This window comes from Alsobacter sp. R-9 (assembly GCF_054612375.1).
Genome location: NZ_JBTSWJ010000001.1, coordinates 376,132 through 396,347 on the forward strand (window position 1 = coordinate 376,132; position 20,216 = coordinate 396,347).

At 70.9% G+C, this 20,216-nt stretch carries 21 protein-coding genes; 15 read left to right on the forward strand and 6 right to left on the reverse strand.

What is annotated here, in order from left to right:
* Positions 1 to 67: 67 nt before the first annotated feature.
* Genes ACX9GQ_RS01740 through ACX9GQ_RS01755 form a run of 4 tightly spaced genes read left to right on the forward strand, consistent with a single transcriptional unit; the run spans position 68 to position 3,107 of the window.
* Positions 68 to 949, forward strand: coding sequence for a transporter substrate-binding domain-containing protein (locus tag ACX9GQ_RS01740; RefSeq protein WP_459627804.1), 882 nt, complete (start codon positions 68 to 70; stop codon positions 947 to 949).
* A gap of 45 nt (positions 950 to 994) precedes the next feature.
* The gene (locus tag ACX9GQ_RS01745) at positions 995 to 1,666 is read left to right on the forward strand and encodes an amino acid ABC transporter permease (protein ID WP_459627805.1); all 672 of its coding nucleotides are present in this window, start codon (positions 995 to 997) and stop codon (positions 1,664 to 1,666) included.
* Complete coding sequence (locus ACX9GQ_RS01750; protein WP_459627806.1) at positions 1,663 to 2,322, forward strand: amino acid ABC transporter permease; 660 nt, start codon at positions 1,663 to 1,665, stop codon at positions 2,320 to 2,322. Before ACX9GQ_RS01745 ends, ACX9GQ_RS01750 begins: the two co-directional genes overlap by 4 nt.
* A 2-nt stretch (positions 2,323 to 2,324) precedes the next feature.
* Positions 2,325 to 3,107: an amino acid ABC transporter ATP-binding protein gene (locus tag ACX9GQ_RS01755; protein ID WP_459627807.1), complete on the forward strand. Its 783-nt coding sequence runs from the start codon at positions 2,325 to 2,327 to the stop codon at positions 3,105 to 3,107.
* Between the two features lie 27 nt (positions 3,108 to 3,134).
* Here ACX9GQ_RS01755 and ACX9GQ_RS01760 read toward each other — a convergent pair whose 3' ends face one another.
* Together ACX9GQ_RS01760 and ACX9GQ_RS01765 are read right to left on the reverse strand one after the other, a co-directional pair.
* Complete coding sequence (locus ACX9GQ_RS01760; RefSeq protein ID WP_459627808.1) at positions 3,135 to 4,337, reverse strand: MFS transporter; 1,203 nt, start codon at positions 4,335 to 4,337, stop codon at positions 3,135 to 3,137.
* A gap of 57 nt (positions 4,338 to 4,394) precedes the next feature.
* Positions 4,395 to 5,183, reverse strand: coding sequence for an SDR family NAD(P)-dependent oxidoreductase (locus tag ACX9GQ_RS01765; RefSeq protein ID WP_459627809.1), 789 nt, complete (start codon positions 5,181 to 5,183; stop codon positions 4,395 to 4,397).
* Positions 5,184 to 5,563: 380 nt separating this feature from the next.
* Between ACX9GQ_RS01765 and ACX9GQ_RS01770 the strand changes: the two genes are divergently transcribed.
* The 9 genes from ACX9GQ_RS01770 to ACX9GQ_RS01810 are packed head-to-tail and all read left to right on the forward strand — an operon-like array spanning position 5,564 to position 14,842.
* Positions 5,564 to 7,141, forward strand: coding sequence for an ABC transporter substrate-binding protein (locus ACX9GQ_RS01770; protein WP_459627810.1), 1,578 nt, complete (start codon positions 5,564 to 5,566; stop codon positions 7,139 to 7,141).
* 27 nt (positions 7,142 to 7,168) lie between these two features.
* Positions 7,169 to 8,176 carry an ABC transporter permease gene (locus ACX9GQ_RS01775; RefSeq protein WP_459627811.1) on the forward strand — a complete coding sequence of 336 codons (1,008 nt, stop codon included), beginning with the start codon at positions 7,169 to 7,171 and terminating at the stop codon, positions 8,174 to 8,176.
* Positions 8,173 to 9,057 carry an ABC transporter permease gene (locus ACX9GQ_RS01780; RefSeq protein ID WP_459627812.1) on the forward strand — a complete coding sequence of 295 codons (885 nt, stop codon included), beginning with the start codon at positions 8,173 to 8,175 and terminating at the stop codon, positions 9,055 to 9,057. Before ACX9GQ_RS01775 ends, ACX9GQ_RS01780 begins: the two co-directional genes overlap by 4 nt.
* A complete protein-coding gene (locus ACX9GQ_RS01785) occupies positions 9,054 to 10,046 on the forward strand; it encodes an ABC transporter ATP-binding protein (RefSeq protein ID WP_459627813.1) in 993 nt (330 codons plus the stop codon). The genes ACX9GQ_RS01780 and ACX9GQ_RS01785 overlap by 4 nt, the downstream gene beginning before the upstream one ends.
* Positions 10,039 to 11,040 carry an ABC transporter ATP-binding protein gene (locus ACX9GQ_RS01790; protein WP_459627814.1) on the forward strand — a complete coding sequence of 334 codons (1,002 nt, stop codon included), beginning with the start codon at positions 10,039 to 10,041 and terminating at the stop codon, positions 11,038 to 11,040. Before ACX9GQ_RS01785 ends, ACX9GQ_RS01790 begins: the two co-directional genes overlap by 8 nt.
* Positions 11,037 to 12,128, forward strand: coding sequence for a C45 family autoproteolytic acyltransferase/hydolase (locus ACX9GQ_RS01795; protein ID WP_459627815.1), 1,092 nt, complete (start codon positions 11,037 to 11,039; stop codon positions 12,126 to 12,128). The genes ACX9GQ_RS01790 and ACX9GQ_RS01795 overlap by 4 nt, the downstream gene beginning before the upstream one ends.
* Entirely contained in the window at positions 12,125 to 13,135 is a 1,011-nt protein-coding gene (locus tag ACX9GQ_RS01800) for a sigma-54 interaction domain-containing protein (RefSeq protein ID WP_459627816.1), read from the forward strand. Before ACX9GQ_RS01795 ends, ACX9GQ_RS01800 begins: the two co-directional genes overlap by 4 nt.
* A gap of 10 nt (positions 13,136 to 13,145) precedes the next feature.
* The gene (locus tag ACX9GQ_RS01805; RefSeq protein ID WP_459627817.1) at positions 13,146 to 14,510 is read left to right on the forward strand and encodes an acyclic terpene utilization AtuA family protein; all 1,365 of its coding nucleotides are present in this window, start codon (positions 13,146 to 13,148) and stop codon (positions 14,508 to 14,510) included.
* A 17-nt stretch (positions 14,511 to 14,527) separates the two neighbouring features.
* Positions 14,528 to 14,842 carry a DUF4387 domain-containing protein gene (locus ACX9GQ_RS01810; protein ID WP_459627818.1) on the forward strand — a complete coding sequence of 105 codons (315 nt, stop codon included), beginning with the start codon at positions 14,528 to 14,530 and terminating at the stop codon, positions 14,840 to 14,842.
* An 82-nt stretch (positions 14,843 to 14,924) separates the two neighbouring features.
* Here ACX9GQ_RS01810 and ACX9GQ_RS01815 read toward each other — a convergent pair whose 3' ends face one another.
* Together ACX9GQ_RS01815 and ACX9GQ_RS01820 are read right to left on the reverse strand one after the other, a co-directional pair.
* Positions 14,925 to 15,833 (reverse strand): 2-keto-4-pentenoate hydratase, encoded by a 909-nt coding sequence (locus ACX9GQ_RS01815; RefSeq protein ID WP_459627819.1) that lies wholly within the window; start codon positions 15,831 to 15,833, stop codon positions 14,925 to 14,927.
* 257 nt (positions 15,834 to 16,090) lie between these two features.
* Complete coding sequence (locus ACX9GQ_RS01820) at positions 16,091 to 16,438, reverse strand: GYD domain-containing protein (RefSeq protein ID WP_459627820.1); 348 nt, start codon at positions 16,436 to 16,438, stop codon at positions 16,091 to 16,093.
* 463 nt (positions 16,439 to 16,901) lie between these two features.
* Here ACX9GQ_RS01820 and ACX9GQ_RS01825 point away from each other — a divergent pair, with 463 nt between their 5' ends.
* Both ACX9GQ_RS01825 and ACX9GQ_RS01830 read left to right on the forward strand, forming a co-directional pair.
* A complete protein-coding gene (locus ACX9GQ_RS01825) occupies positions 16,902 to 17,111 on the forward strand; it encodes a cold-shock protein (RefSeq protein ID WP_459627821.1) in 210 nt (69 codons plus the stop codon).
* A gap of 157 nt (positions 17,112 to 17,268) precedes the next feature.
* The gene (locus tag ACX9GQ_RS01830) at positions 17,269 to 17,517 is read left to right on the forward strand and encodes a hypothetical protein (RefSeq protein WP_459627822.1); all 249 of its coding nucleotides are present in this window, start codon (positions 17,269 to 17,271) and stop codon (positions 17,515 to 17,517) included.
* A gap of 88 nt (positions 17,518 to 17,605) precedes the next feature.
* Here the strand turns inward: ACX9GQ_RS01830 and ACX9GQ_RS01835 are convergent, their stop codons facing one another.
* Entirely contained in the window at positions 17,606 to 18,508 is a 903-nt protein-coding gene (locus ACX9GQ_RS01835; protein WP_459627823.1) for a cobalamin B12-binding domain-containing protein, read from the reverse strand.
* 190 nt (positions 18,509 to 18,698) lie between these two features.
* The gene (locus ACX9GQ_RS01840) at positions 18,699 to 20,174 is read right to left on the reverse strand and encodes a sensor histidine kinase (protein ID WP_459627824.1); all 1,476 of its coding nucleotides are present in this window, start codon (positions 20,172 to 20,174) and stop codon (positions 18,699 to 18,701) included.
* Positions 20,175 to 20,216: the final 42 nt, after the last annotated feature.

Below are 20,216 nucleotides of genomic sequence, written 5' to 3' on the forward strand. Positions count from 1 at the left end.
AGATGTAAGCTGGCAGGGCCGGCGGGCGGCGAGGGGCCGCGCGACAATGGCGAGGGAGGATTCTGTCATGGACGATGCGCATGAGGGCGCCTCGGGACGGCGTGACTTTCTGAAGTTCGGCGCCGTCGCGGCGGCCGGCGCGGCCGCGGTGGCCCTGTCGGCCGAGAAGGCCGCCGCCCAGGCGGCGGGAACGAGCACGCTGCGGACGGTGCTGGACCGCGGCAAGCTGATCGTGGGCACGGGCTCGACCAACGCGCCCTGGCACTTCGAGGACGAGAAGGGCCAGCTCACCGGCATGGACATCGCCATCGCGCGGATCCTCGCCAAGGGCCTCTTCGACGACGTCAACAAGGTCGAGTTCGTCCGTCAGGAACCGGCGGCCCGCATTCCCAACATCGCCACGGGCAAGGTCGACATCGTCATCCAGTTCATGACGGTCTCGCCCGCGCGCGCCCAGCTCGTGAACTTCTCGCGCCCCTACTACGTCGAGGGCGTGGCGCTCCTGACCTCGGTCAAGGGCAAGTACAAGACCCACAAGGAGCTCATCGACGCCGGCTCGGCCGCCAAGGCCTCGGTCCTGCAGAACGTCGATGCCGACCAGCTCGTCAAGCAGGCGCTGCCGCAGGCGCAGGTGCTGCAGCTCGACACGCAGGCCAACGCCATCCAGGCGCTCGACTCCGGGCGCGCCGACGCGGCGGTGGTCGATCTCTCGACCGTGGGCTGGCTCGTCAAGCGCAATCCGGACCGCTACCTCGACAGCGGCTTCCACTACAACACGCAGCTCTATTCCTGCGCGATGCGCCAGGGCGACCTCGACTGGCTGTCGTTCGTCAACACCACGCTCAACGTGGCGATGCACGGCCACCAGACCGAGCTCTACGACAAGGCGTTCATGGACTTCTTCGGCACGACGCCGCCGCGGCGCGTGCCGGGCTTCCCCGTGATCTGAGGACGCGGCCTCCCGCCGGGCTCACCGGCGGGAGGCCCTTCGCTCGTGAACTACCACATCAACTTCAACTTCGTCTGGAAGTACGCGGACAAGCTCTATTGGGGCCTCGTCCTGTCGCTGGAGCTCGCCGCCGTCTCGATCCTGATCGGCTGCGTCATCGGGCTCGCGCTGGCGGTGGTCTACAACGACGGCCATCCGTGGCTGCGCCGCGCCGTCTCGGCCTATGTCGAGTTCGTGCGCAACGTCCCGCTGCTGCTGCTCATCTACCTCGTCTTCTACGGCATCCCCTCGATCGGCGGCTTCGCCTTCGACGCGACGGAGAGCTTCGTCCTGACGCTCTCGCTCTACGCGGGCGCCTACCTCGTCGAGGTGTTCCGCGCCGGCCTCGCGGCCGTGTCGCCCGGCATCATCGACGCCGGCAAGGCCATCGGGCTGACGGCGTGGCAGCGCCTCGTCTACGTCCGCTTTCCGACGATGCTGCGCATCGTGCTGCCGTCGCTGTCGAACGCGTTCATCTCGCTGTTCAAGGACACCTCGCTCGCCTCGGTCATCGCCGTCCCGGAGCTGACGTTCGGCGCCAACTGGATCAAGACCAACACGTTCCGCGCGGTCGAGGTCTGGATCGTCGTGGCGGCCGTCTACCTCGTCGTCGGCTGGATCCTGCTGGCCGCGCTGCGCCTCGTGGAGCGCGCTCTGATGCCGGGGCGGCGGACGTGAGCGGCGCGCTCGCCTTCGTCACGACCACGCTGCCCTTCCTGTGGCAGGGGCTCCTCGTCACGCTCGGCGTCTCTGCGGCCGTCGTCGTCATCTCGCTCGCCACGGGCGCGCTCGCCGGCGTCGGCCTCGCCTACGGGCCGTGGTGGGTGCGGCTGCCGCTCAGGGCGTTCTCGGACATCCTGCGCGGGATGCCGCTGCTCGTCGTGATCTTCACCATCTACTACCTTCTGCCCTTCGTCGGGCTGAACATGCAGCCGCTGCCCTCGGTGGTGCTGGCGCTGGTGGCGTTCAAGACGGCGCATGTCGGCGAGATCACGCGCGGCGCCATCCAGTCGATCCCGCAGGGCCAGTCCGACGCGGCGAAGGCCATCGGGCTCACCTTCCGCCAGCGCCTCGCCTGGGTGATCCTCCCGCAGGCGGTGCGGCGGTTCCTGCCGCCGTGGCTGAACTCCGTCACCGACACGGTCAAGGGCTCGGCGCTGGTCTCCTTGGTGGGCATCGTCGACCTGATGCTCGCGGCGCAGCAGGTGATCGGCCGCACCTACGAGCCGATGCCCGTCTACCTGCTGGCGTCGGCCATGTACTTCGTCATCAACTACGCCCTCAGCGCGGCCAGCCGCCGGCTCGAGGCGCGCTACGCCTACATCCGGGAGTGACCATGGCCGTTCCTCTCGTCCGCATCCGCGGGGTGAAGAAGTCCTTCGGCTCCACCCTCGTCCTCGACGGGGTCGACCTCGACGTGCCGCGCGGCGAGGTCGTCGTCATCATCGGCCCCTCCGGCAGCGGCAAGACCACGCTGCTGCGCTGCATCAACGCGCTGGAGACCTACGACGAGGGCTCGATCACCGTCGACGACGTCGAGATCGGCTTCCGCGGCGAGCCGGGCGGCGCGCGCAGGCGGCGCTCGGACGGCGAGCTCTCGCGCATCCGCGCCGACATCGGCATGGTCTTCCAACTGTTCAACCTGTTTCCCCATCTCTCCGCGCTCGAGAACGTCATGCTCGGCCTGACGAAGGTGCGCGGGATGCCGCGGGCGCAGGCGCGCGAGAAGGCGCTGCACTGGCTCGACAAGGTCGGCCTGTCGCAGAAGACCGAAAACCTGCCCAGCCAGCTCTCGGGCGGGCAGCAGCAGCGCGTGGGCATCGCGCGCGCCGTTGCCATGGACCCCAAGGTGCTGCTGCTCGACGAGATCACGTCGGCGCTCGATCCCGAGCTGGTCGGCGAGGTGATGTCCGTGGTGCGCGGCCTCGCCGCCGACGGCATGACCATGGTCGTCGTCACCCACGAGATGACGTTCGCCCGCGACGTCGGCACGCGGGTCGTCTTCATGGACAAGGGTCGCAAGGTCGTCGAGGGGACGCCCGACGACGTCCTGCGACGCTCCGGCAACGAGCGCCTCGGGGCGTTCCTGTCGCGCATCGAGTTCCGGCCGCAGGGCTGATGCCCGGCAGGCGTGACGCGCCGCCCGCTACGCGGTCCGGCGCCTCCGCTCCACGCCGATGAAGCTGGCATAGAGCAGGGTCATCAGCGCCGCCATCGCCGCGGCGAAGAAGGCCGCCGCGTCGGCCGAGCCCGCCCGGTCCTGCAGCCATCCCGCCAGCGGCGGAAGCGCGCCGTGGCCGATGTAGAGCCACGTGAAGAACAGTCCCATGCCGAGCGACCGGCTCTCCGGGCGCAGCACCCGTGCGGGCAGCGCGAGGATCGCGCCGACGGGCAGGCCCATCACGAGGCCGGCCACGGCCATCGCTGGCAGGAACAACGGCGGCCGCAGGGCCAGCACCACCATGCACAGCGCCCAGACGAGGCCGCCGATCGCCATCAGGCGGCCCGGCGCGACCCGCTTCGGCGCGAGGGCACCACCCGCGAGGACCGAGGCGACGAGCAGCCAGGTCGCCAGCCCGACGGCGAGCCGCACCTGCGCGGGGTCGATCCCGGCCTGCAGGCCGACCTGCGGGACGAGGCCGACGGTGATGGCGAAGACGCCGTTGAAGATCCCCCAGATCGCGCCCGCGAGGCACACCAGCACGACCTCGCGGCCGAGGAGGCGGGACGAGGCGGCGGCCACGCCGCGGCCGTCGTTGGGGTGCGGACGGTAGCCGAAGGCGAGGATGCAGAGCGCCACGCCCGCCAGCGCCGCCGCGACCTCGAAGGCCGTCCGCCATCCGGCGCCCGTCGCCACGGGCCCGAGGACCAGCGCGGACAGCCCGACGCCGACGGGGAAGGAGTTCACGAAGACGGCCATGGCGAGGAACAACGCCGGCCGGCCCGAGAACCAGTCCGCCACCATCTTCGTCATCAGCACGTTCAGGAGGACGCCGCCCACCCCCGACACCAGCCGCGCCGCCGCCAGAGTGCCGAAGCTGTCGGCGAAGGCGGCCCCAAGGCCGCCGACGGCCATCAAGGCGAGGCCGGCCATCACCATTCGCCGATCGCCGAAGCGCGCGCCGAGGGCGCCGCCCGGCAGGGCGATGAGGATCCCCGGCGCGAAGTAGAGCCCGATGAGGGTGCCGATGTCGGCCTGCGACAGGCCGAACTGCTGGCCCAGCGGACCCGACACCGACGCGAAGGACTGGAACTGGAAGCCCATCGCCGTGCGGGCCGCCGTCAGCAGCGCAAGAGCTCGCCAGGCCTCGGCCGGCACGGAGCTGGATGTCTTCGATGGCTCGCTCACCATCCCTCGTCCCCACGATCACGCCGCGCTGCCGCGGGCGGAACCGCCCCCTCTATTTCACCGCGCCAGATAGCCTCCGTCCACCGGTAAGATGGCTCCGGTGATCATGCTCGCGGCGGGGCTCGCGAGGAAGACGATGGCGGCGGCGATCTCCTCCGGCTCGGCGAGGCGGCCCATCGGGCTCGCGTCGATCACCCGCGCGGCCTTCACGGGGTCGCTCATCAGGCCGGTGATGAAGCCGGTGCGCACGAAGGTCGGGGCGACCGCGTTGACGCGGATGCCGTCCTCGACCCATTCGAGCGCCAGCGCGCGGGTCATGTTGACGACGCCGCCCTTGGTCGTCTGGTAGGCGACATTGGGATAGAGGCCACCCGAGAGCCCCATGATCGAGGCGGTGTTGACGATGGCGCCGCCCCGGCCGCGCATGCCGCGCGCGGCGTTGCGGGCGCACAGGAACATGCCCGTCAGGTTGACGGCGAGCACCCGGTTCCAGTCCTCCAGCGACAGCGTGTCCGCCGCTGCCCGCACGGCGAGCCCCGCGTTGTTCACCAGGACGTTGACCGGGCCCAACGCCCGCGCCGCCTTGGCGAAGGCCGCCTCGACGGCGGCCTCGTCGGTCACGTCGGCCGCCACGGGCAGCGCGCGGCCTCCGGCGTCCTCGACGCTCCGGGCCACGGCGTCGGCCTTCGCACCGTTGACATCCAGAACGACGACCGCCGCGCCCGCTTCCGCCAGCAGCAGGGCCGACGAGCGGCCGATGCCGTCGCCGCCACCCGTGACGAGCGCCACGGCTCCGTCCAGCCGGAAGCGCTCCATTCCCCTCGGCCCCGCGCTCGCCTGTTCCATTGCCGTCTCCGCCTGCACGACCCGCCCCGCGGGCTTGTTCCCGATGCCATCCTCGTAGCGCGCTCGGCACCGCAGCGCGAGGCCTGCTCGCCTGCGGGCGGCAGTGCGCCGTGGTCCCGGCGATGGTCACGCGCGGTTGCGGCGGATGCGCCGTCGTCCTGCCGGGTGGCGCGCGACAGCGCGTTCAGCCGGCGTGAAATTCACGCGTTGCATGCGTGGAACGCGCGCGCTGTGAGGTGTAGGCTTCTCCCGCCGCGCCCGCCGTCCAAGGCTTTTCCGGGGGTTGGAAGGCCTTTCCTGCCGAAGTACCGGTGGCACGGAAATTGAACCGCGGCCGTTTCCGGGGCCGGGCTCCGGATGAAGGCGAGGGAGGAGACACGATGACGAGGAACGGCATTCCCTTCGGCGGTGTCCGCCTGTCGGCGGCCGCCCGGGCATGGCTGCTCGGGGGCGCGGTGGCGGTCTGCGCGGCGTCCGGGCCGGCGCTGGCGGCCGGCGAGATCCGCGTCGGCTTCAGCCAGGATGCGCAGACGCTCGATCCGGCGAACCACCGCAACCGCGAGACCGAAACCATCATCCGCAACATGTGCGACGGGCTGCTGACGCGCGACTCGGCGATGAAGGTCGTTCCGGAACTCGCCGAGTCGTACCGGCAGGTCGACGACAAGACGTGGGAGTTCAAGATCCGCGAGGGGCTGAAGTCGCACTCCGGGGCGCCCTTCACCGCGGCGGACGTGAAATTCAACATCGACCGCCTCACGAAGCCGAACGCGATGGGCGGCCAGACCAGCCCGCGCCAGAGCCTGCTCGGTCCGGTCGTCGACAGCGAACTGGTCGATGCCAGGACGATCCGCCTCAAGCTCTCGGCGCCGTGGGCGATCCTGCCGGCGATGCTGCCGTTCCAGGAGATGGTCTCGGAAGCGCACGCCAGGAAGGTGGGCGACGCGGCCCTCGCCACGCAGGTCGATTGCGTCGGACCCTACAAGCTCGTCGAGTGGCGACGGGGCGACAGCGTGATCATGGCGCGCGACCCCAACTACTACGGCGGTTCGACGGCGATCCCGCCCGTCGGCCCGGCGAAGCCCGACCGGGTCATCTTCCGGATCATCCCCGAGAACGCGTCGCGCGTCGCCGCGCTGCTCGCCGGAGAGGTCGACATCATCAACGAGCTGCCGGCCTCCGCCATCAAGCAGGTGGATGCCAGCGACCGGGCGAAGGTGATGGCCGTCAACGGGACGCGCACCTTCTTCGTCGCGCTCAACATGGACAGGAAGCCCTTCAACGACCCGCGCGTCCGCAAGGCGCTGAACCATGCCGTCGACCGCAAGCTGATCATCGACCGCATCCTCGAGGGCAAGGCCACCGCCCTCAACGGCGTCATGAGCCCCGACGCCTTCGCGTTCAACGACCGCCTGCCCGAGTACCGCTACGATCCGGAGGCCGCCAGGAAGCTGCTCGCGGAGGCCGGCTACCCGAACGGGATCGAGTTCACCATCGACACGACGGGGGCCTTCAAATCGACGGCGGAGGCCATCGCGGCCCTTCTCTCCCGCGCCAACATCCGCGCCAAGGTGCAGGTGTGGGAAGGCGCGGTGATCTCGCCGATGTGGGCGACCGCCGACAAGCGCGCCGAGCGTGACGCCTACCTCACCTCGTGGGGCAACGGCGCGCTCGATCCGTCCGACATCATGGTGCCGACGCTGCGCACCAAGGGGCGCGGCAACTTCGCCGGGTTCTCCAACGCCCGCGTCGACCAGCTGCTCGATGCGGCCGAGACCGAGACCGACCAGGCGCGGCGGGCCGACATGTACAAGGAGGCGCAGGCCATCGTGAACGCCGAGGCGCCGTGGATCTTCCTGTGGCTGCCGCAGGATCTCTACGGGGTGTCGAAGCGGCTGAAGGGCTGGGTTCCGTCGGCGGATGCCCGCATCAACCTCCACGACGCCAGCGTGGACTGACGGGCCCGGACCGGCAGGATCCACGGCATGAATCTCGGCCGCCTCCTCGAGCGCATCGCGGGACTCGTCCCGGTGCTGCTGGGCGTGAGCGTGATCGTGTTCCTCATGATCACGCTCACGCCCGGCGATCCGGTGCAGATCATGCTCGGGGATTCCCGATCGTCGCCGGAGCAGGAGGCCGCGCTCCGCCGCGACATGGGGCTCGACCGCCCGCTCCACGAGCGGTTCCTGCTGTTCCTCGCCAACGCGGCGCGCGGCGAGTTCGGACTGTCGTTCTTCCACCGGCGGCCGGTGATCGACGTCATCGGGGAGCGGCTGCCGGCGACGATCGAGCTCACGCTCGCCGCGCTGCTCCTCTCCCTCCTGATCGCCATCCCGCTCGGCGTGCTCGCGGCCGTGCGGAAGAACTCGTGGCTCGACCGCACGGCCACCGTGGGGTCGCTCTTCGGCGTGTCGATGCCCGGCTTCTGGTTCGGGATCCTGCTCATCCTGCTGTTCGCGGTGAAGCTCGGCTGGTTCCCGGTGTCCGGCCGCATCGGCTACGCCAGCGAGGTGCCGATGGTGACGGGCCTTCTCCTCGTCGACACCCTGCTCGCCGGACGGCCGGACAGCTTCCTGCAGGCGCTGCGCCACATCGCCCTTCCGGCCCTCACCCTGGCCCTGCCGATGGCGGCGGTGCTCATGCGCGTGACACGGTCCTCGATGATCGAGGTGCTGCGTGCCGACTACGTGCTCTTCGCGGAGGCCAAGGGTCTCACCCGCGCCCGGGTCATCGGTCGACACGCGCTCAAGAACGCGCTGATCCCCACCGTCACCGTCGCGGCGCTGGAGACAGGCTCGCTGCTGGGCGGCAACATGATCGTGGAGACGGTGTTCGGCTGGCCGGGCCTCGGCAGGCTCGTCGTCGAGGCGATCTTCAGCCGCAACTATCCCCTCGTGCAGGCGGCGGTGCTCCTCTACGCCGTCACCTACGTGCTCCTGAACTTCATCGCCGACCTGCTCTACACCCGCCTCAACCCGAGGGTCCGGCTGTGAGCGCGGCGATCCTTCCGGCGGATGCCGAGTCGCCCTTCCGGCTGGGCCTCGAGCGCTTCCGGGAGAACCGCCTCGCCATGGCCGCGATGCTGGTGACCCTGCTCTTCGTGCTGGCCGCCGCCTTCGCCCCTTGGATCGCGCCGCACGATCCCAACGAGGCCGACCTCTTCCGCCGCCTGCAGCCCCCGGCGTGGCTCGGAGGCGAATGGGCCTTTCCGCTCGGCTGCGACGCGCTGGGCCGCGACATCCTCTCGCGCCTCATCTACGGGGCGCGGGTCTCGATCCTGGTGGGATCCATCGTGGTGCTGGTGGCGACGGTCGCCGGCGTGCTGGCCGGGCTCGCCGCCGGATACATCGGCGGCTGGGTCGACACCGTGATCATGGGGCTGGTCAACATCCTGCTCGGCTTCCCCTACCTGATCTTCGCCATCGGCCTCATGGCGATGATGGGCCCGGGCTTCGAGAACATCGTCCTCGCGCTCGTCTACAAGGAATGGGTCGTGCCCTGCCGCATCGTGCGCGGCGAGACGCTGGCGGCGCGCGAGCTCGAGTACGTCGAGGCGGCCCGCTCCCTCGGCGCCTCCCGCGCCCACATCATGGTCCGCGAGATCCTGCCCAACATCGTGTCCCCCGTCGTCGTCGTGGCCACGGTGCGGGTGGCCCACGTCATCATCCTGGAGGCGAGCCTCTCGTTCCTCGGCCTCGGCGTGCAGCCGCCCACCGCGTCCTGGGGCTCGATGGTGGCGGACGGCCGCGAGTTCCTGATCGACGCATGGTGGGTCTCCACCTTCCCGGGCATCGCCATCCTGCTCCTCGTCATGGCGATCAACGTCGTCAGCCAGTCGCTCCGCGACAGTTTCGACCCGAGGATCCAGGAATGACCGCCCGGCCCGGCACCCCGCTCCTCGTGGTCGAGGGACTGCGGACGACGTTCCCCACCCGCGCGGGGCTCGTGAAGGCGGTCGATGACGTCTCGCTCACGGTCGGCGCCGGCGAGTGCCTCGGCGTCGTGGGCGAATCCGGCTCGGGCAAGAGCGTGACGTTCCTCAGCGTGCTCGGCCTCGTGCGGCCGCCGGGCCGCGTCGAGGCGGCCCGCCTGTCGTTCGACGGCGTCGATCTTCTCGGGCTCGACGAGGCCGGACGCAGGGCGATCCGGGGCCGGGACATCGCCATCACGATGCAGGACGCCCTGACCGCGCTGAACCCGGCCTTCACCGTCGCGACCCAGATCACCGAGGTGATGCTCGCGCACGGTCGCGCAGCGTCGATGGACGAGGCGCGAAAGAAGGCGGTCGACATGATGCGGCTCGTCGGCATCCCGGCCGCCGCCAGCCGGCTGGACGACTATCCCCACCAGTTCTCCGGCGGCATGCGCCAGCGCATCATGATCGCCACCGCGCTCGCCTGCCGGCCGCGCCTGCTCATTGCCGACGAGCCGACGACGGCCCTCGACGTCACCATCCAGGCGCAGGTCCTGGACCTGATCGCCGACCTGCGCGCCGAACTCGGCATGGCCGTGGTTCTCATCACGCACGACCTCGGGGTCGTCGCCGAGCAGGCCGAGCGGGTGATGGTGATGTACGCGGGGCAGGTCGTGGAGGAGGGCCTGACGCAGGACGTCATCGAGCGGCCGCTGCATCCCTACACGCGCGGGTTGCTGGCCTCCATGCCGAGCCTCGACACGCTGGACCGGCCGATCCGCCCGATCCCGGGCCAGGTGCCGCCGGCCGCGCGCCTGCCCGCGCACTGCCGGTTCCTCGACCGGTGCGACATGGCGCTTGAGACGTGCCGCGTGCCCGTGCCGCTCGCCGGTGATGCAGGCGAGCGCCGCGTCCGCTGCCTGCGCGCGAGGGAGCTTGCCGATGCGTGAGCCCGCCGCCGCCCCGCTGCTCGACGCGCGCGACGTGGTCAAGCACTTCGCGCTGCCGCAGCCGCTGTTCGACCGCCTCGCCCGCCGTCCCGCGAAGCTCGTGCGCGCGCTCAACGGCGTCAGCCTGTCGGTCGCCCGCGGCGAGACGCTGGGCCTGATCGGCGAGTCCGGGTGCGGCAAGTCGACCTTCGGGCGCACCGTGCTGAACCTGCACCGCGCCGACGGCGGCGAGGTGACCTTCGACGGCGTGCCGGTCTCGCGCATGCCCGACGAGGCCTTCCGCCGCTACCGGCGGCGCATGCAGATCATCTTCCAGGACCCCTACGCGTCGCTCAACCCGCGCCGCTCCGTGGGCGAGATCGTCGGCCTCCCGGTCCGCCTGCACGAGGGCGCCGGCCGGCGCGAGGCGGAGGCGCGCGCCGCTGCGTTCCTGCCGCGCGTGGGCCTGTCGCCGGACCACCTTCGCCGCTACCCCCACCAGTTCTCGGGCGGGCAGCGGCAGCGCATCGGCATTGCGCGGGCGCTCATCCTCCGGCCCGACTTCGTCGTGTGCGACGAGCCCGTCTCGGCCCTCGACGTGTCGATCCAGGCGCAGATCCTCGAGCTCCTCCTCGCATTCCGCCAGGAGTTCGGGCTCACCTACCTGTTCATCAGCCACGACCTCGCGGTCGTGGGCCGCCTCGCCGACCGGATCGCCGTGATGTATCTCGGCGAGATCGTCGAGATCGGTCCGCGCGACGCGGTGCTGCATGCCCCGGCGCACCCCTACACCCAGGCCCTGCTCGCCGCCGCCCCGCGGCTGAAGGGGCGCGACGGGACCCGGCGCATGCGGCTGCAGGGCGACCTGCCTTCGCCGCTCGATCCGCCCTCGGGGTGCCGCTTCCACACGCGGTGCCCGCGCGCCATGCCCGTCTGCTCCACCCTTGCGCCGCGTTCCGTGAGGATCGGCGCCGGTCACGCGGCGGCCTGCCACCTGCACGGAGAACCGTCATGACCGCGAGCCTCCGCCCCTGCGTCCTGTCGGGCGCACCCCATGCGCGCGGGCTTGCCCAGGCCGCCGTGGCCGGCAGCGCCGTGCCGGGCATTCGCGCCACCGTGGAGGAGCGCTATCACGCCGCCCGCCCCGTGCTGGAGACGCCGGAGGCGCGCCTCTTCCTCGATCGGCAGCGCGCCTTCGCCGAGCGCGAGTGCGGACCGGAACTCGCCGAGTTGCAAGGCGTCTGCGAGGGCTTCGGCATCGACCCGCGGATGCTCTTCGCCCTCTTCCACCTCTCGCCGCTGTCGGGCGCGTTCGAGACGGACGGATGCTCGGCCTTCGCCCTTCCGCAGGCGGCCGGCGGTGCCCTGCTCGCGAAGAACCGGGACCTCTCGGGGCCGCATCGCAACTGGCAGGAGACGTTCCTGCACCGGGACCCGCAGGCGCGGGGAGGGGCGGTGTTCTGCGTCGGCACGCTCGGCGCTCCCGGCGTCTATTCGTCCGGCCTCAACGAGGCCGGACTGGCGCTGGCCGACACCGCCATCCAGGCGCCGCTGCACGGGGTGGGCTGGCCCCGCTACTTCCTGATGACGCGGCTCCTCGCCTCCTGCCGCACGGTGTCGGAGGCCTGCGACCTCATCGCCGGCGCGCGCCACGGCGGCGGCGGCAGCCTCGTCCTCGCGGACGCGTCGGGCGACGTCGCCGCGGTGGAACTCCTGCATGATCGCGCGCGGATCAACCGCGGAGTACCGGCCTTCCGGAGCAACCACTTCTGGTGCGAGGACCCAGCCGCCGTGCGCGCCCGCCTCTCGCCGGCGGCGCTGCGCTCGACGCTGGGACGGCGCGACACGCTCGCGGCGGTTCTCGCTCCCGCCTGGCCCGCGGCGGACGCGGCCATCGCCGCAGCGAAGCGCACGCTCGCGGACCATGGCGACGGCCGGCGCGAGGCGCTGTGCCGGCATGGCGGCGAGGACGGCGCGCACACCGTGTCCGGGGTGGTCTACCGCACCGGCGACCGCACCGTCGCCTTCGCGCGCGGCGGGCCCTGCGCCGCCCCCTGGGAGACGGCGACGCTGGCCGAGATGGTGGCGGGGGGAGAGCCGTGAGGGCCGCCGCGTCCGCCTTCCAGCAGATCCTGGGCCGTCATCCGGCCGTCGAGGACGTGCGGCGCCTCGTCGGCAAGGCCGCGCGCAGCCCGGCCCGCACGATCCTGATCTATGGCGAGACGGGCACGGGCAAGGGCCTCGTCGCCCGGGCCATCCACGAGCTGTCGGCGCGCGGCGCCGGGCCGTTCATGGACATCAACTGCGCGGCGATTCCGGGCGAGCTCGTCGAGTCCGAGCTGTTCGGGCACGAGCGCGGAGCGTTCACCGGGGCGGCGGCCAAGAAGGTCGGCCTCGTCGAGGCGGCGCACGGCGGCACGCTCTTCCTCGACGAGATCCGCGAACTGAGCCCGGTCCTGCAGGCGAAGCTGCTGACGCTCATGGACACCCAGCGCTTCCGGCGGATCGGCTCGGTCGAGCCCATCACGGTCGACGTGCGCTTCATCGCCGCGACGAACCGCATCCTCTTCGGCGAGGTGCGGGAGGGCCGGTTCCGCGAGGACCTCTACTACCGGCTGCAGGTGATCGCGATCAACCTGCCGCCCCTGCGCGAGCGCGGCGACGACATCCTGTTCCTCGCCAACCACTTCCTGCGGGAGCTGTGCGAGCGCTACGGCCGCGCGCCGATGACGATCGCCGCCGAGGTGGAGACCCTGTTCGCGGTGTACCGCTGGCCCGGCAACGTGCGCGAGCTGCAGAACCTGCTCGAACGCATCGTGGCGCTGGAGGAGGCCGACAGGGTCGAGCTCGGCCACGTGCCGGCGCGCGTGCACCGCTCCGTGGCCGCGGGCGAAGCCGGCGTTGCCGGCAGCACGCCCGCTTCTGCCCCCGTCTCCGACTTCCACGGCGCGACGCGCGCATGGCAGCGCGATCTCGTCGCCCGCACGCTCTCTGCCCACGGCGGCAACGTCGCCCGTGCCGCCGCGGCGCTGCGCCTGTCGCGCCATGCGCTGCGCCACCAGATGCTGCGGCTCGGCCTCGCCGATGCCGCATCCCACGACAAAGCCTGAGGAGGTTCCAGTGTCGCGCTCGATGAAGGTCATCTGTCCCAACGGACATCTGGGCTTCGCGCCCTCGAGGGCCGGCAGCTTCGCCATCGGGGTGGAGGCGGGTCCCGACATCATCGCGGCCGATTCCGGCAGCGACGACGTGGGTCCGGGCCCGCTGGGCTCCGACACCTCCACCAGCCCGCTCGCGTGGCAGACGCACGACCTGGAGATGATGCTGCTGGCCGCGCGCCGGAAGGGCGTGCCGATGATCATCGGTTCGGCCGGCGACACCGGCACGAACAGCCGCGTCGACCTCTATGTCCGCGTCATCCGCGAACTCGCGGCGAAGCACGGGCTGCCGCCGTTCAGGCTCGGGTACTTCTACTCCGAGGTGGACCGCGAATGGCTGCGCGGCAAGATCCGCTCCGGCGATGCGGTGACGGGGCTCGACGCGCGGGAGGACCTGACCGAGGCCGAACTCGACGCCACCGAGCGTGTCGTGGCGATGGCCGGGGTGCACCCCTTCATCCGCCTCCTCGACATGGGTGCCGATGTGATCATCGGCGGGCGGTCCAGCGACTGCGCCATCTTCGCGGCGCCGGCGATCCGCGCCGGCTATCCGGAGGCGCTCTCCTACTATCTCGGCAAGGTCCTGGAGTGCGCGTCCTTCTGCGCCGAGCCCTATGGCGGCAAGGAGACGGTGCTGGGGGAGATCACGGACGGCGAGGTGCGGGTGACCGCGATGCACCCCGACCAGCGCTGCACCGTGGCCTCCGTCGCCGGCCACGCGATGTACGAGCGCTCCAATCCGTTCTACGAGTACGTCGCCGGCGGGCGCCTCGACATGAGCGACTGCCGCTACGAGGAGGTCGGCCCGAAGACGACCCGCGTCACCGGCCCGCGCTTCGAGCCGGCGGGCCGCGTCCGCGTCAAGCTGGAGGGCGCCGGCAAGGTCGGCGAGCGTTTCGTCGGCATCGTCGGCATCCGCGACCCCTACACGATCGCCAACGTCGACAAGGTCATCGAGTGGGCCCGCGAGCAGGCGCGCGAGCGCTTCGGCAACGCGCCCTACGAGCTCCACTACACGGTCTACGGCCGCAACGGGGTCATGGGCGCCATGGAGCCGCTGCGTGGCGAGCCGGCGCACGAGATCGCGGTGATGGTGCAGGGCGTCGCGCCGACGGCCGAGATGGCCGAGGAGGTGTGCATGACCGGCACGCGGCAGATGTTCTACGCCCGCCTGCCGGAGGTGAAGGGCACCGCCGGTTCCGTCGCCTTCGCGCTCGACGAGGTGATGCGGGCGAGCCCGGCCTATCGCTGGACGCTGAACCACACCGTGGGGGTCGACGATCCGCTCGAACTCTTCCCCTGCCACATGACCACCATCGGCCACTGAAAGGGAGGACGCCCGCCATGCCGACGAGGCTCTCCGATCTCGCCAAGACGATCCGCTCCAAGAACGCGGGGACGGACAAGATCACCTTCGACATCATCTTCACGGACCGCGCGACCTACGACCGCGTGCGGGCCTCCAACGTGCTGACCCGCGCCAGCATGGCCGCGCTCTACGGCATCGACGAGCGGCGCATCACCGACTTCGTCGCCTTCGACCCGGCCTTCGCGATCAAGTTCACGATCCTGCGCGAGCGTCCCTCCGGATCGGCGGGCGACGGCGACATCTTCGGCGCGCAGCAATACGCGCCGCTGCTCTCCCTCGAGATCCCCTGACGCCGGGCCATCGCTCCGTCGTCATCCCCGGCGGCCTGCGCAGCAGGCCGGGAAGGGGATTCAGCGCAGGCCACGCTCTGCCTCAGCCGTACGTCACCTCGACCCGCCCGATCTCGCCGTAGTCGATGGTGAGACGGTCGCCGCGGGCGGCGAAGAAGTGGCCGGTGCAGGTGCCGGTGCTGACGATCTCGCCCGCGTGCAGCGTGCGGCCGCGCTCGCGCAGCCAGTTCGCCATCCACGTCAGCGAGGTGAGGGGGTGGCCCATGGCCGCCCGGCCGTGACCCGACTTGACGTACTGGCCGTTGAGATGGAGGTCGATGCGCGCGTTGGGCAGGTCGAGCCGGCGCCAGTCGTGCACCGGCGCGCCGTGGACGAGCGCCGCCGCCCCGCCATTGTCGAGGGAGGAGCCCTGGTAGCCGCTCGCGGCGTACCAGTCGTCGAACACCGTGTCGCCGATCTCCAGCGCCGGCAGCAGCGCCTCCACAGCCTCCGCCACCTCGTCCTCGGAGAAGGGCGTGTCGCGCGGCCTGAGGTCGGCCCCCATGCGGAAGGCGAACTCGCATTCCGAGCAGCGGTAGTTGATGAACAGGTGGGCCGGCAGCACGGCCGGGCTCGCATGGATCGCGTCCCGCCGCAGCATCCCCGGCGCGGGGCCGGGCATGCCCTCCGCCCGCTGCACCTCGACGCTGGCCGCACCGATCTTCCACCCGCCGGAGGGCCAGCCGAGCGTCTCGTTGAGGCGGTCCATCACGGCCTCGATGCTGCCCCAGTCGCGCGTGCGCAGGCGCTCGGGCAGAGTCATGGTCCTGCGTTCGCGCCGGCCGGTGGCGATGATCCCCGCCACCTCCTCCACCTCGTCCGGCGAGAGCGGCGTCTCGCGCCGGCAGCGCACGCCCTGCCCGGGCAGCGTCGGCCCATGGATCCGCCGCCCCCACGGGGTCACCTCCGCGGTGGCGTCGTCGGGGCGTGCGGTGGTGGTGTCGTCGGCCATGGCGTCCTCCCGCGGCCTCTTCGGCGGGCCGCAGGCGGCACTGTCTCATGGCGGCTGGATTGTTCAACCGGCCTGCCCCAGGCCGCCGCCGTTTTCCGTCCCCGCCGGGACCCCGCTGCAGCGCGGGAGACCCACGGCGCTTGGGATTCGCGGCCCGGTTGACCCCGGGGATGCAGCCGGACCGGTGTCGCCGTCCCGCCTGCATCCTCGAATGCGGTGCCGGCACCAGCACCCTGCCGCGCCTGCCGCGACCGCGGTCAGCCCTTCTTCGCGGCCCGCTTCGGCTTGGCGCCGGGGGCGCGGTAGGCGGGTGACTTCTTCGTCGCCTTGTCGATCTCCTCGGGCGTCAGCAGCACGGTCATCCGGCCGCGCACCGCGCCGGAGGCGGCGACCGTCAGGCCGACGGCCGCAGCGCTCACGTTGTCCGGCGCATCGACGATGATGACCACGTCGTCGCCGCCGAAGCTGAAGTAGAAGGACTCGAGCCTGCCGCCCATCGCCGCCAGCATCTTCTCGACCACCGCCCGGCGCGATGTCCCGCCCTCGGCGATCACCCCCTTGGTGCCTTCCACCGTGTAACTGCCTGTCCACATGTACTTGGCCATGCTGTCCTCCTGCGGTCGCCGGTTCGCGGCGGAGTTGGCCGGAGCATCCTGCCGCCAGTCGTCCTGTCTCGCGGCACCCCCCGGCAAGCGTGAGCGTAGCACGGGCCTTCAGACCCATGCAGATCCCGCACGGACGAGTTGTGGAGGGCCGAGGGTCATCCGCCCGCGTCCCGACGCCGCATGTTGCGGATCTGCCGGGGGGCCCGAACTCCATCGGGACAGGCGGGTTTGAAGCGATTTTCGGTCCGTCGCTTCACGTATTTTCCGAGTTTTTGAATTCGACCTTGCAATTCTTCTGGATGCATCTATATAAACCCCATCGACTTTGGCCAGAAAATCAGGCCGTGGCCCTACGCTTCAGCTAGGCGCGCGTTCAGAACTCTCTCTCCAAAATTCGACCTGAAGAGCAGGTGGCGTTCCACCTGGCTCGTAGCGCACGTCGCTGAACAAAGGAAATACTCAAATGACCCACGGCACCGTGAAGTTCTACAACGAAATGAAGGGTTTCGGTTTCATCTCCCCGGATGATGGCGGCCCGGATGCCTTCGTCCACGCCACGGCTCTCGAGCGCGCCGGCATGCGCACGCTCAGCGAGGGCCAGAAGGTGATCTTCGAGACGCAGGTCGATCGTCGCAACGGCAAGATGGCCGTCAGCAACATCCAGAACGCCTGACACGCGAACGACAGGCGATCCGGGGGCTCAGCCTCCGGGTCGCCGCCCCGGTCCCAACCGCCTGCGGCGGGACGCGACAGCTGATCCGGCCGGGCCGGGAGCCCGGCACGCGTGGCAGGCCCGACCGTTCTACAGCCTGCACCGGGAGACGGATTTCATGGCAGACACACGACCCTTCCCCCTCGACGCCAAGGCGCGGGCCGATGCCCGTTTCGCCAGGGCCGAGGCCCGTGACCGGCAGGTCGAGGAGCGCATCCGCGAGCAGGCCAACGCGGCCGCCGCGCTCGCCGCCAAGACCGAGCGCCTGCGCGCCCTGCGCCTCGCCCGCGACGCCGAGGCCGCCCTTTCCGCGCCCCCTCCGCCCGCTCCCAGGACGGCCCGCAAGAAGAAGCCCGGCGCCGCCTGACGGGCGCTCCGCTCTGCTCACCGTTCCCTGACAGCGGCACGGCCGATGGCCGTCGTCGCCCGCTCGCGTTTGCTGACGCCTCCGGCCCTCAGGGCGCGCCTGCGCGGTCGCCTGATCCGTCGCGCGCGCGCCAGTTCGTCCGTGCGCCGAGGTCGAAGAGCCTCTGGGCCAGCAACACGGCCGTGGGCGCGTCGATCGCCGTCGCGTCGGCGCCGACCCGGGCGGCGAGTTCGGCATGCTCGGCGAAGGGCGGGCCGCCCACCATGATCCCGATGCACGGATTGCAGGACGTCTGGCGGATCGAGCGGATGATCGCCGCGAGTTCGTCGAGGCTCCCGTCGGTTCCGATGGTCAGGCCCGCCACGGCGTGCCACGTGCCCGCCATCAGGCCGGGGATCTCGGCGAGTTCCACGCCGCGGCGCGAGTCGACCCGCCAGCCGCCGGCGCGCAGGAACGTCTCCACCATGGAGATGCCGAAGGAATGTCCCTCGCCCCCCAGCGTCATCATGCAGACCCGGCGCTTCTCGATCACGGCGGGGGCGGGGATCGACGCGCTGAAGGCCGAGAGCACCTGCTGCAGGCGGGCGACGCCCAGCGCGACGTCGATGAAGTCGCACTTGTCGTTCTCCCACATCGCGCCGAGGCAGCGGGCCGTTGGCGAGAGCAGGTCGAGGAACAGGCGCTCCGTCGAAAGACCGCGTCCCTTGAGTTCGCTGACGTAGTTCGACGAGGGGCCGACGTCGGGATCGATCATCATCCGGGCGAGGGTGGCGACCTCGTCGACCGTCGGGCGTGCGTCGTCTGCGGACGGGGCCTGCGCCTTGCCGCCGTGCAGGGTCATCAGGCGTGGAACGATGTCGCTCTCGATGATCCTGGCGAGTTTCTGGCGTCGGGCGGGGAGATCGACGCCCTGCAGGATCTCCGGAGCGATGTAGGGACCCGCAACGATCGCCTGCGATCCGTCGTGCTCCTCTCCGTGGTCGTCGCTCATCCGCCCCCCGGTGTGCAGCCCCTGCCACGGTAAAGGCAGGCGGCGGCGGACTTCAAGCAGCTCTGTCTAACTGCATACATCTGCAGGCCCTGTCGCCGTGCTGCGGAGAGGTGCCCGGACCGCCGCTCCCTTGGCGGTTCGGCCGCCGCCTGCGACATCTTGACCGACCCGCCCTCGCGCCGATGCCGGCTCAGTCCGTCCGGTCCCCCGACACGCTGCCGCGCGGCAGCCGGATGGCGAACTCGGCGAAGGATCCGGGCTCCGTCACGACGTCGATGCGGCCCCCGTGCTGCTTCACCACGATGTCATGGCTGAGAGAGAGGCCGAGGCCCGTGCCCTCGCCCGCCGGCTTGGTCGTGAAGAAAGGCTCGAACATCTTCTGCCCGACGTCGTCGGGAATGCCCGTCCCGTTGTCCCGCACCCGGATCTCGACGGTGTCGGCCGTGCCGCCGGTCGCCACGGTGACGCTCGGCTCGTACGCCGGTCCGGCGTGCTCGGCGCGCTTGCGGACGGCATGGAGCGCGTTGCCGATCAGATTGAGGAGGACGCGGGTGATCTCCTGCGGCAGCACGAGGGCCCGCCCCGCGGCGGGATCGAGCATCCGCTCCAGCCTGACGTTGAAGCCCGGCCAGTCGGCGCGGGCGCTGTGGTAGGCGAGGTTCACGCCGTCGTCGACGAGCGCGTTGACGTCGACCTCGCGCCGCTCGCCCGCGCCGGTGCGCGAGTGCAGCAGCATGTTCCTGACGATCGAATCCGCGCGCTGTCCGTGGCTCGCGACCTTCTCGAGGTTGCCCCTGAGCAGGCCCGCGATCTCCTCGACGTCCCGTCGCAGGTCGCCATCCAGCGGGGCGCGGTCGAGCAGGTCCAGCAGCTCGCCCACGAGTTCCGACGAGAGCAGCGAGAAGTTGTTGATGAAGTTGAGCGGGTTCTTGATCTCGTGGGCGATGCCGGCGGTCAGCTGCCCGAGGGATGCGAGCTTCTCGGTCTGGACCAGCCGGTCCTGCGCCGTCCGGAGCTCCTCCAGCGAGCCTGCGAGTTCATGGGTGCGCGCCTTCAGATCCTCGAATAGGCGCGCGTTGGCGATGGCGATGAGGGCCTGGTCGCGAAACGCCTCGGCCTGGGCCACTTCCAACGCTCCGAAGTTGTTCGGCCGGCTGCCCACCAGCGCGAGCAGCCCGAGGCACTCGTTCCCCCGCATCAACGGCAGGTAGAGCGCCGACCTCACGCCCAGCTCCGCCTGGACCCGGCGCTCGTGCTCGGGCAGCGCGATGAGCGACCAGTCCGGGATGTGGAGGACCTGCTTCTGCACCAGGGCCCGGGAGGGGAAGTTCGCCTCGACGTCGATGGGCACGCGCTTGCGCGAGAGCTCCGTGACCAGCCCCTTCGGGGTCATGATGGCTGCTGAGTAGAAGCTGTCGCCCTCGCGCAGCAGCACCACCGCCGTCTCGCAGTCGAGCACGCGCTTGGCCGTGGTGACGATCCGGTCGAGCACGTGCTGCAGGTCGGTCGGCGCCTCGCTGATGACCCTCAGGATCTCCGCCGTCGCGGCCTGCCGGTCGAGCGCCTCCTGCCTCTCCCTGGCGAGGCGGGCGCCGTCGCTCCGCGCCTGCGCCAGCTCCCGGCGCAGATGATCAGGATCAGGTTGTTCGTCCCCGGCCGACACCATGGCTTCGTCACGCCCCGACGTTCAGCAGGACCAGGGCTCGCC

Excerpts from the sequence above, each read along its gene's own strand:
- ACX9GQ_RS01740 (WP_459627804.1), top strand. The coding sequence starts at position 68 with ATGGACGATGCGCATGAGGGCGCCTCGGGACGGCGTGACTTTCTGAAG.
- ACX9GQ_RS01755 (WP_459627807.1), top strand. The coding sequence starts at position 2,325 with ATGGCCGTTCCTCTCGTCCGCATCCGCGGGGTGAAGAAGTCCTTCGGC.
- ACX9GQ_RS01790 (WP_459627814.1), top strand. The coding sequence starts at position 10,039 with ATGCGTGAGCCCGCCGCCGCCCCGCTGCTCGACGCGCGCGACGTGGTC.
- ACX9GQ_RS01795 (WP_459627815.1), top strand. The coding sequence starts at position 11,037 with ATGACCGCGAGCCTCCGCCCCTGCGTCCTGTCGGGCGCACCCCATGCG.
- ACX9GQ_RS01770 (WP_459627810.1), top strand. The coding sequence starts at position 5,564 with ATGACGAGGAACGGCATTCCCTTCGGCGGTGTCCGCCTGTCGGCGGCC.
- ACX9GQ_RS01825 (WP_459627821.1), top strand. The coding sequence starts at position 16,902 with ATGACCCACGGCACCGTGAAGTTCTACAACGAAATGAAGGGTTTCGGT.
- ACX9GQ_RS01765 (WP_459627809.1), bottom strand. The coding sequence starts at position 5,183 with ATGGAACAGGCGAGCGCGGGGCCGAGGGGAATGGAGCGCTTCCGGCTG.
- ACX9GQ_RS01840 (WP_459627824.1), bottom strand. The coding sequence starts at position 20,174 with ATGGTGTCGGCCGGGGACGAACAACCTGATCCTGATCATCTGCGCCGG.
- ACX9GQ_RS01775 (WP_459627811.1), top strand. The coding sequence starts at position 7,169 with ATGAATCTCGGCCGCCTCCTCGAGCGCATCGCGGGACTCGTCCCGGTG.
- ACX9GQ_RS01810 (WP_459627818.1), top strand. The coding sequence starts at position 14,528 with ATGCCGACGAGGCTCTCCGATCTCGCCAAGACGATCCGCTCCAAGAAC.
- ACX9GQ_RS01830 (WP_459627822.1), top strand. The coding sequence starts at position 17,269 with ATGGCAGACACACGACCCTTCCCCCTCGACGCCAAGGCGCGGGCCGAT.
- ACX9GQ_RS01815 (WP_459627819.1), bottom strand. The coding sequence starts at position 15,833 with ATGGCCGACGACACCACCACCGCACGCCCCGACGACGCCACCGCGGAG.
- ACX9GQ_RS01835 (WP_459627823.1), bottom strand. The coding sequence starts at position 18,508 with ATGAGCGACGACCACGGAGAGGAGCACGACGGATCGCAGGCGATCGTT.
- ACX9GQ_RS01785 (WP_459627813.1), top strand. The coding sequence starts at position 9,054 with ATGACCGCCCGGCCCGGCACCCCGCTCCTCGTGGTCGAGGGACTGCGG.
- ACX9GQ_RS01820 (WP_459627820.1), bottom strand. The coding sequence starts at position 16,438 with ATGGCCAAGTACATGTGGACAGGCAGTTACACGGTGGAAGGCACCAAG.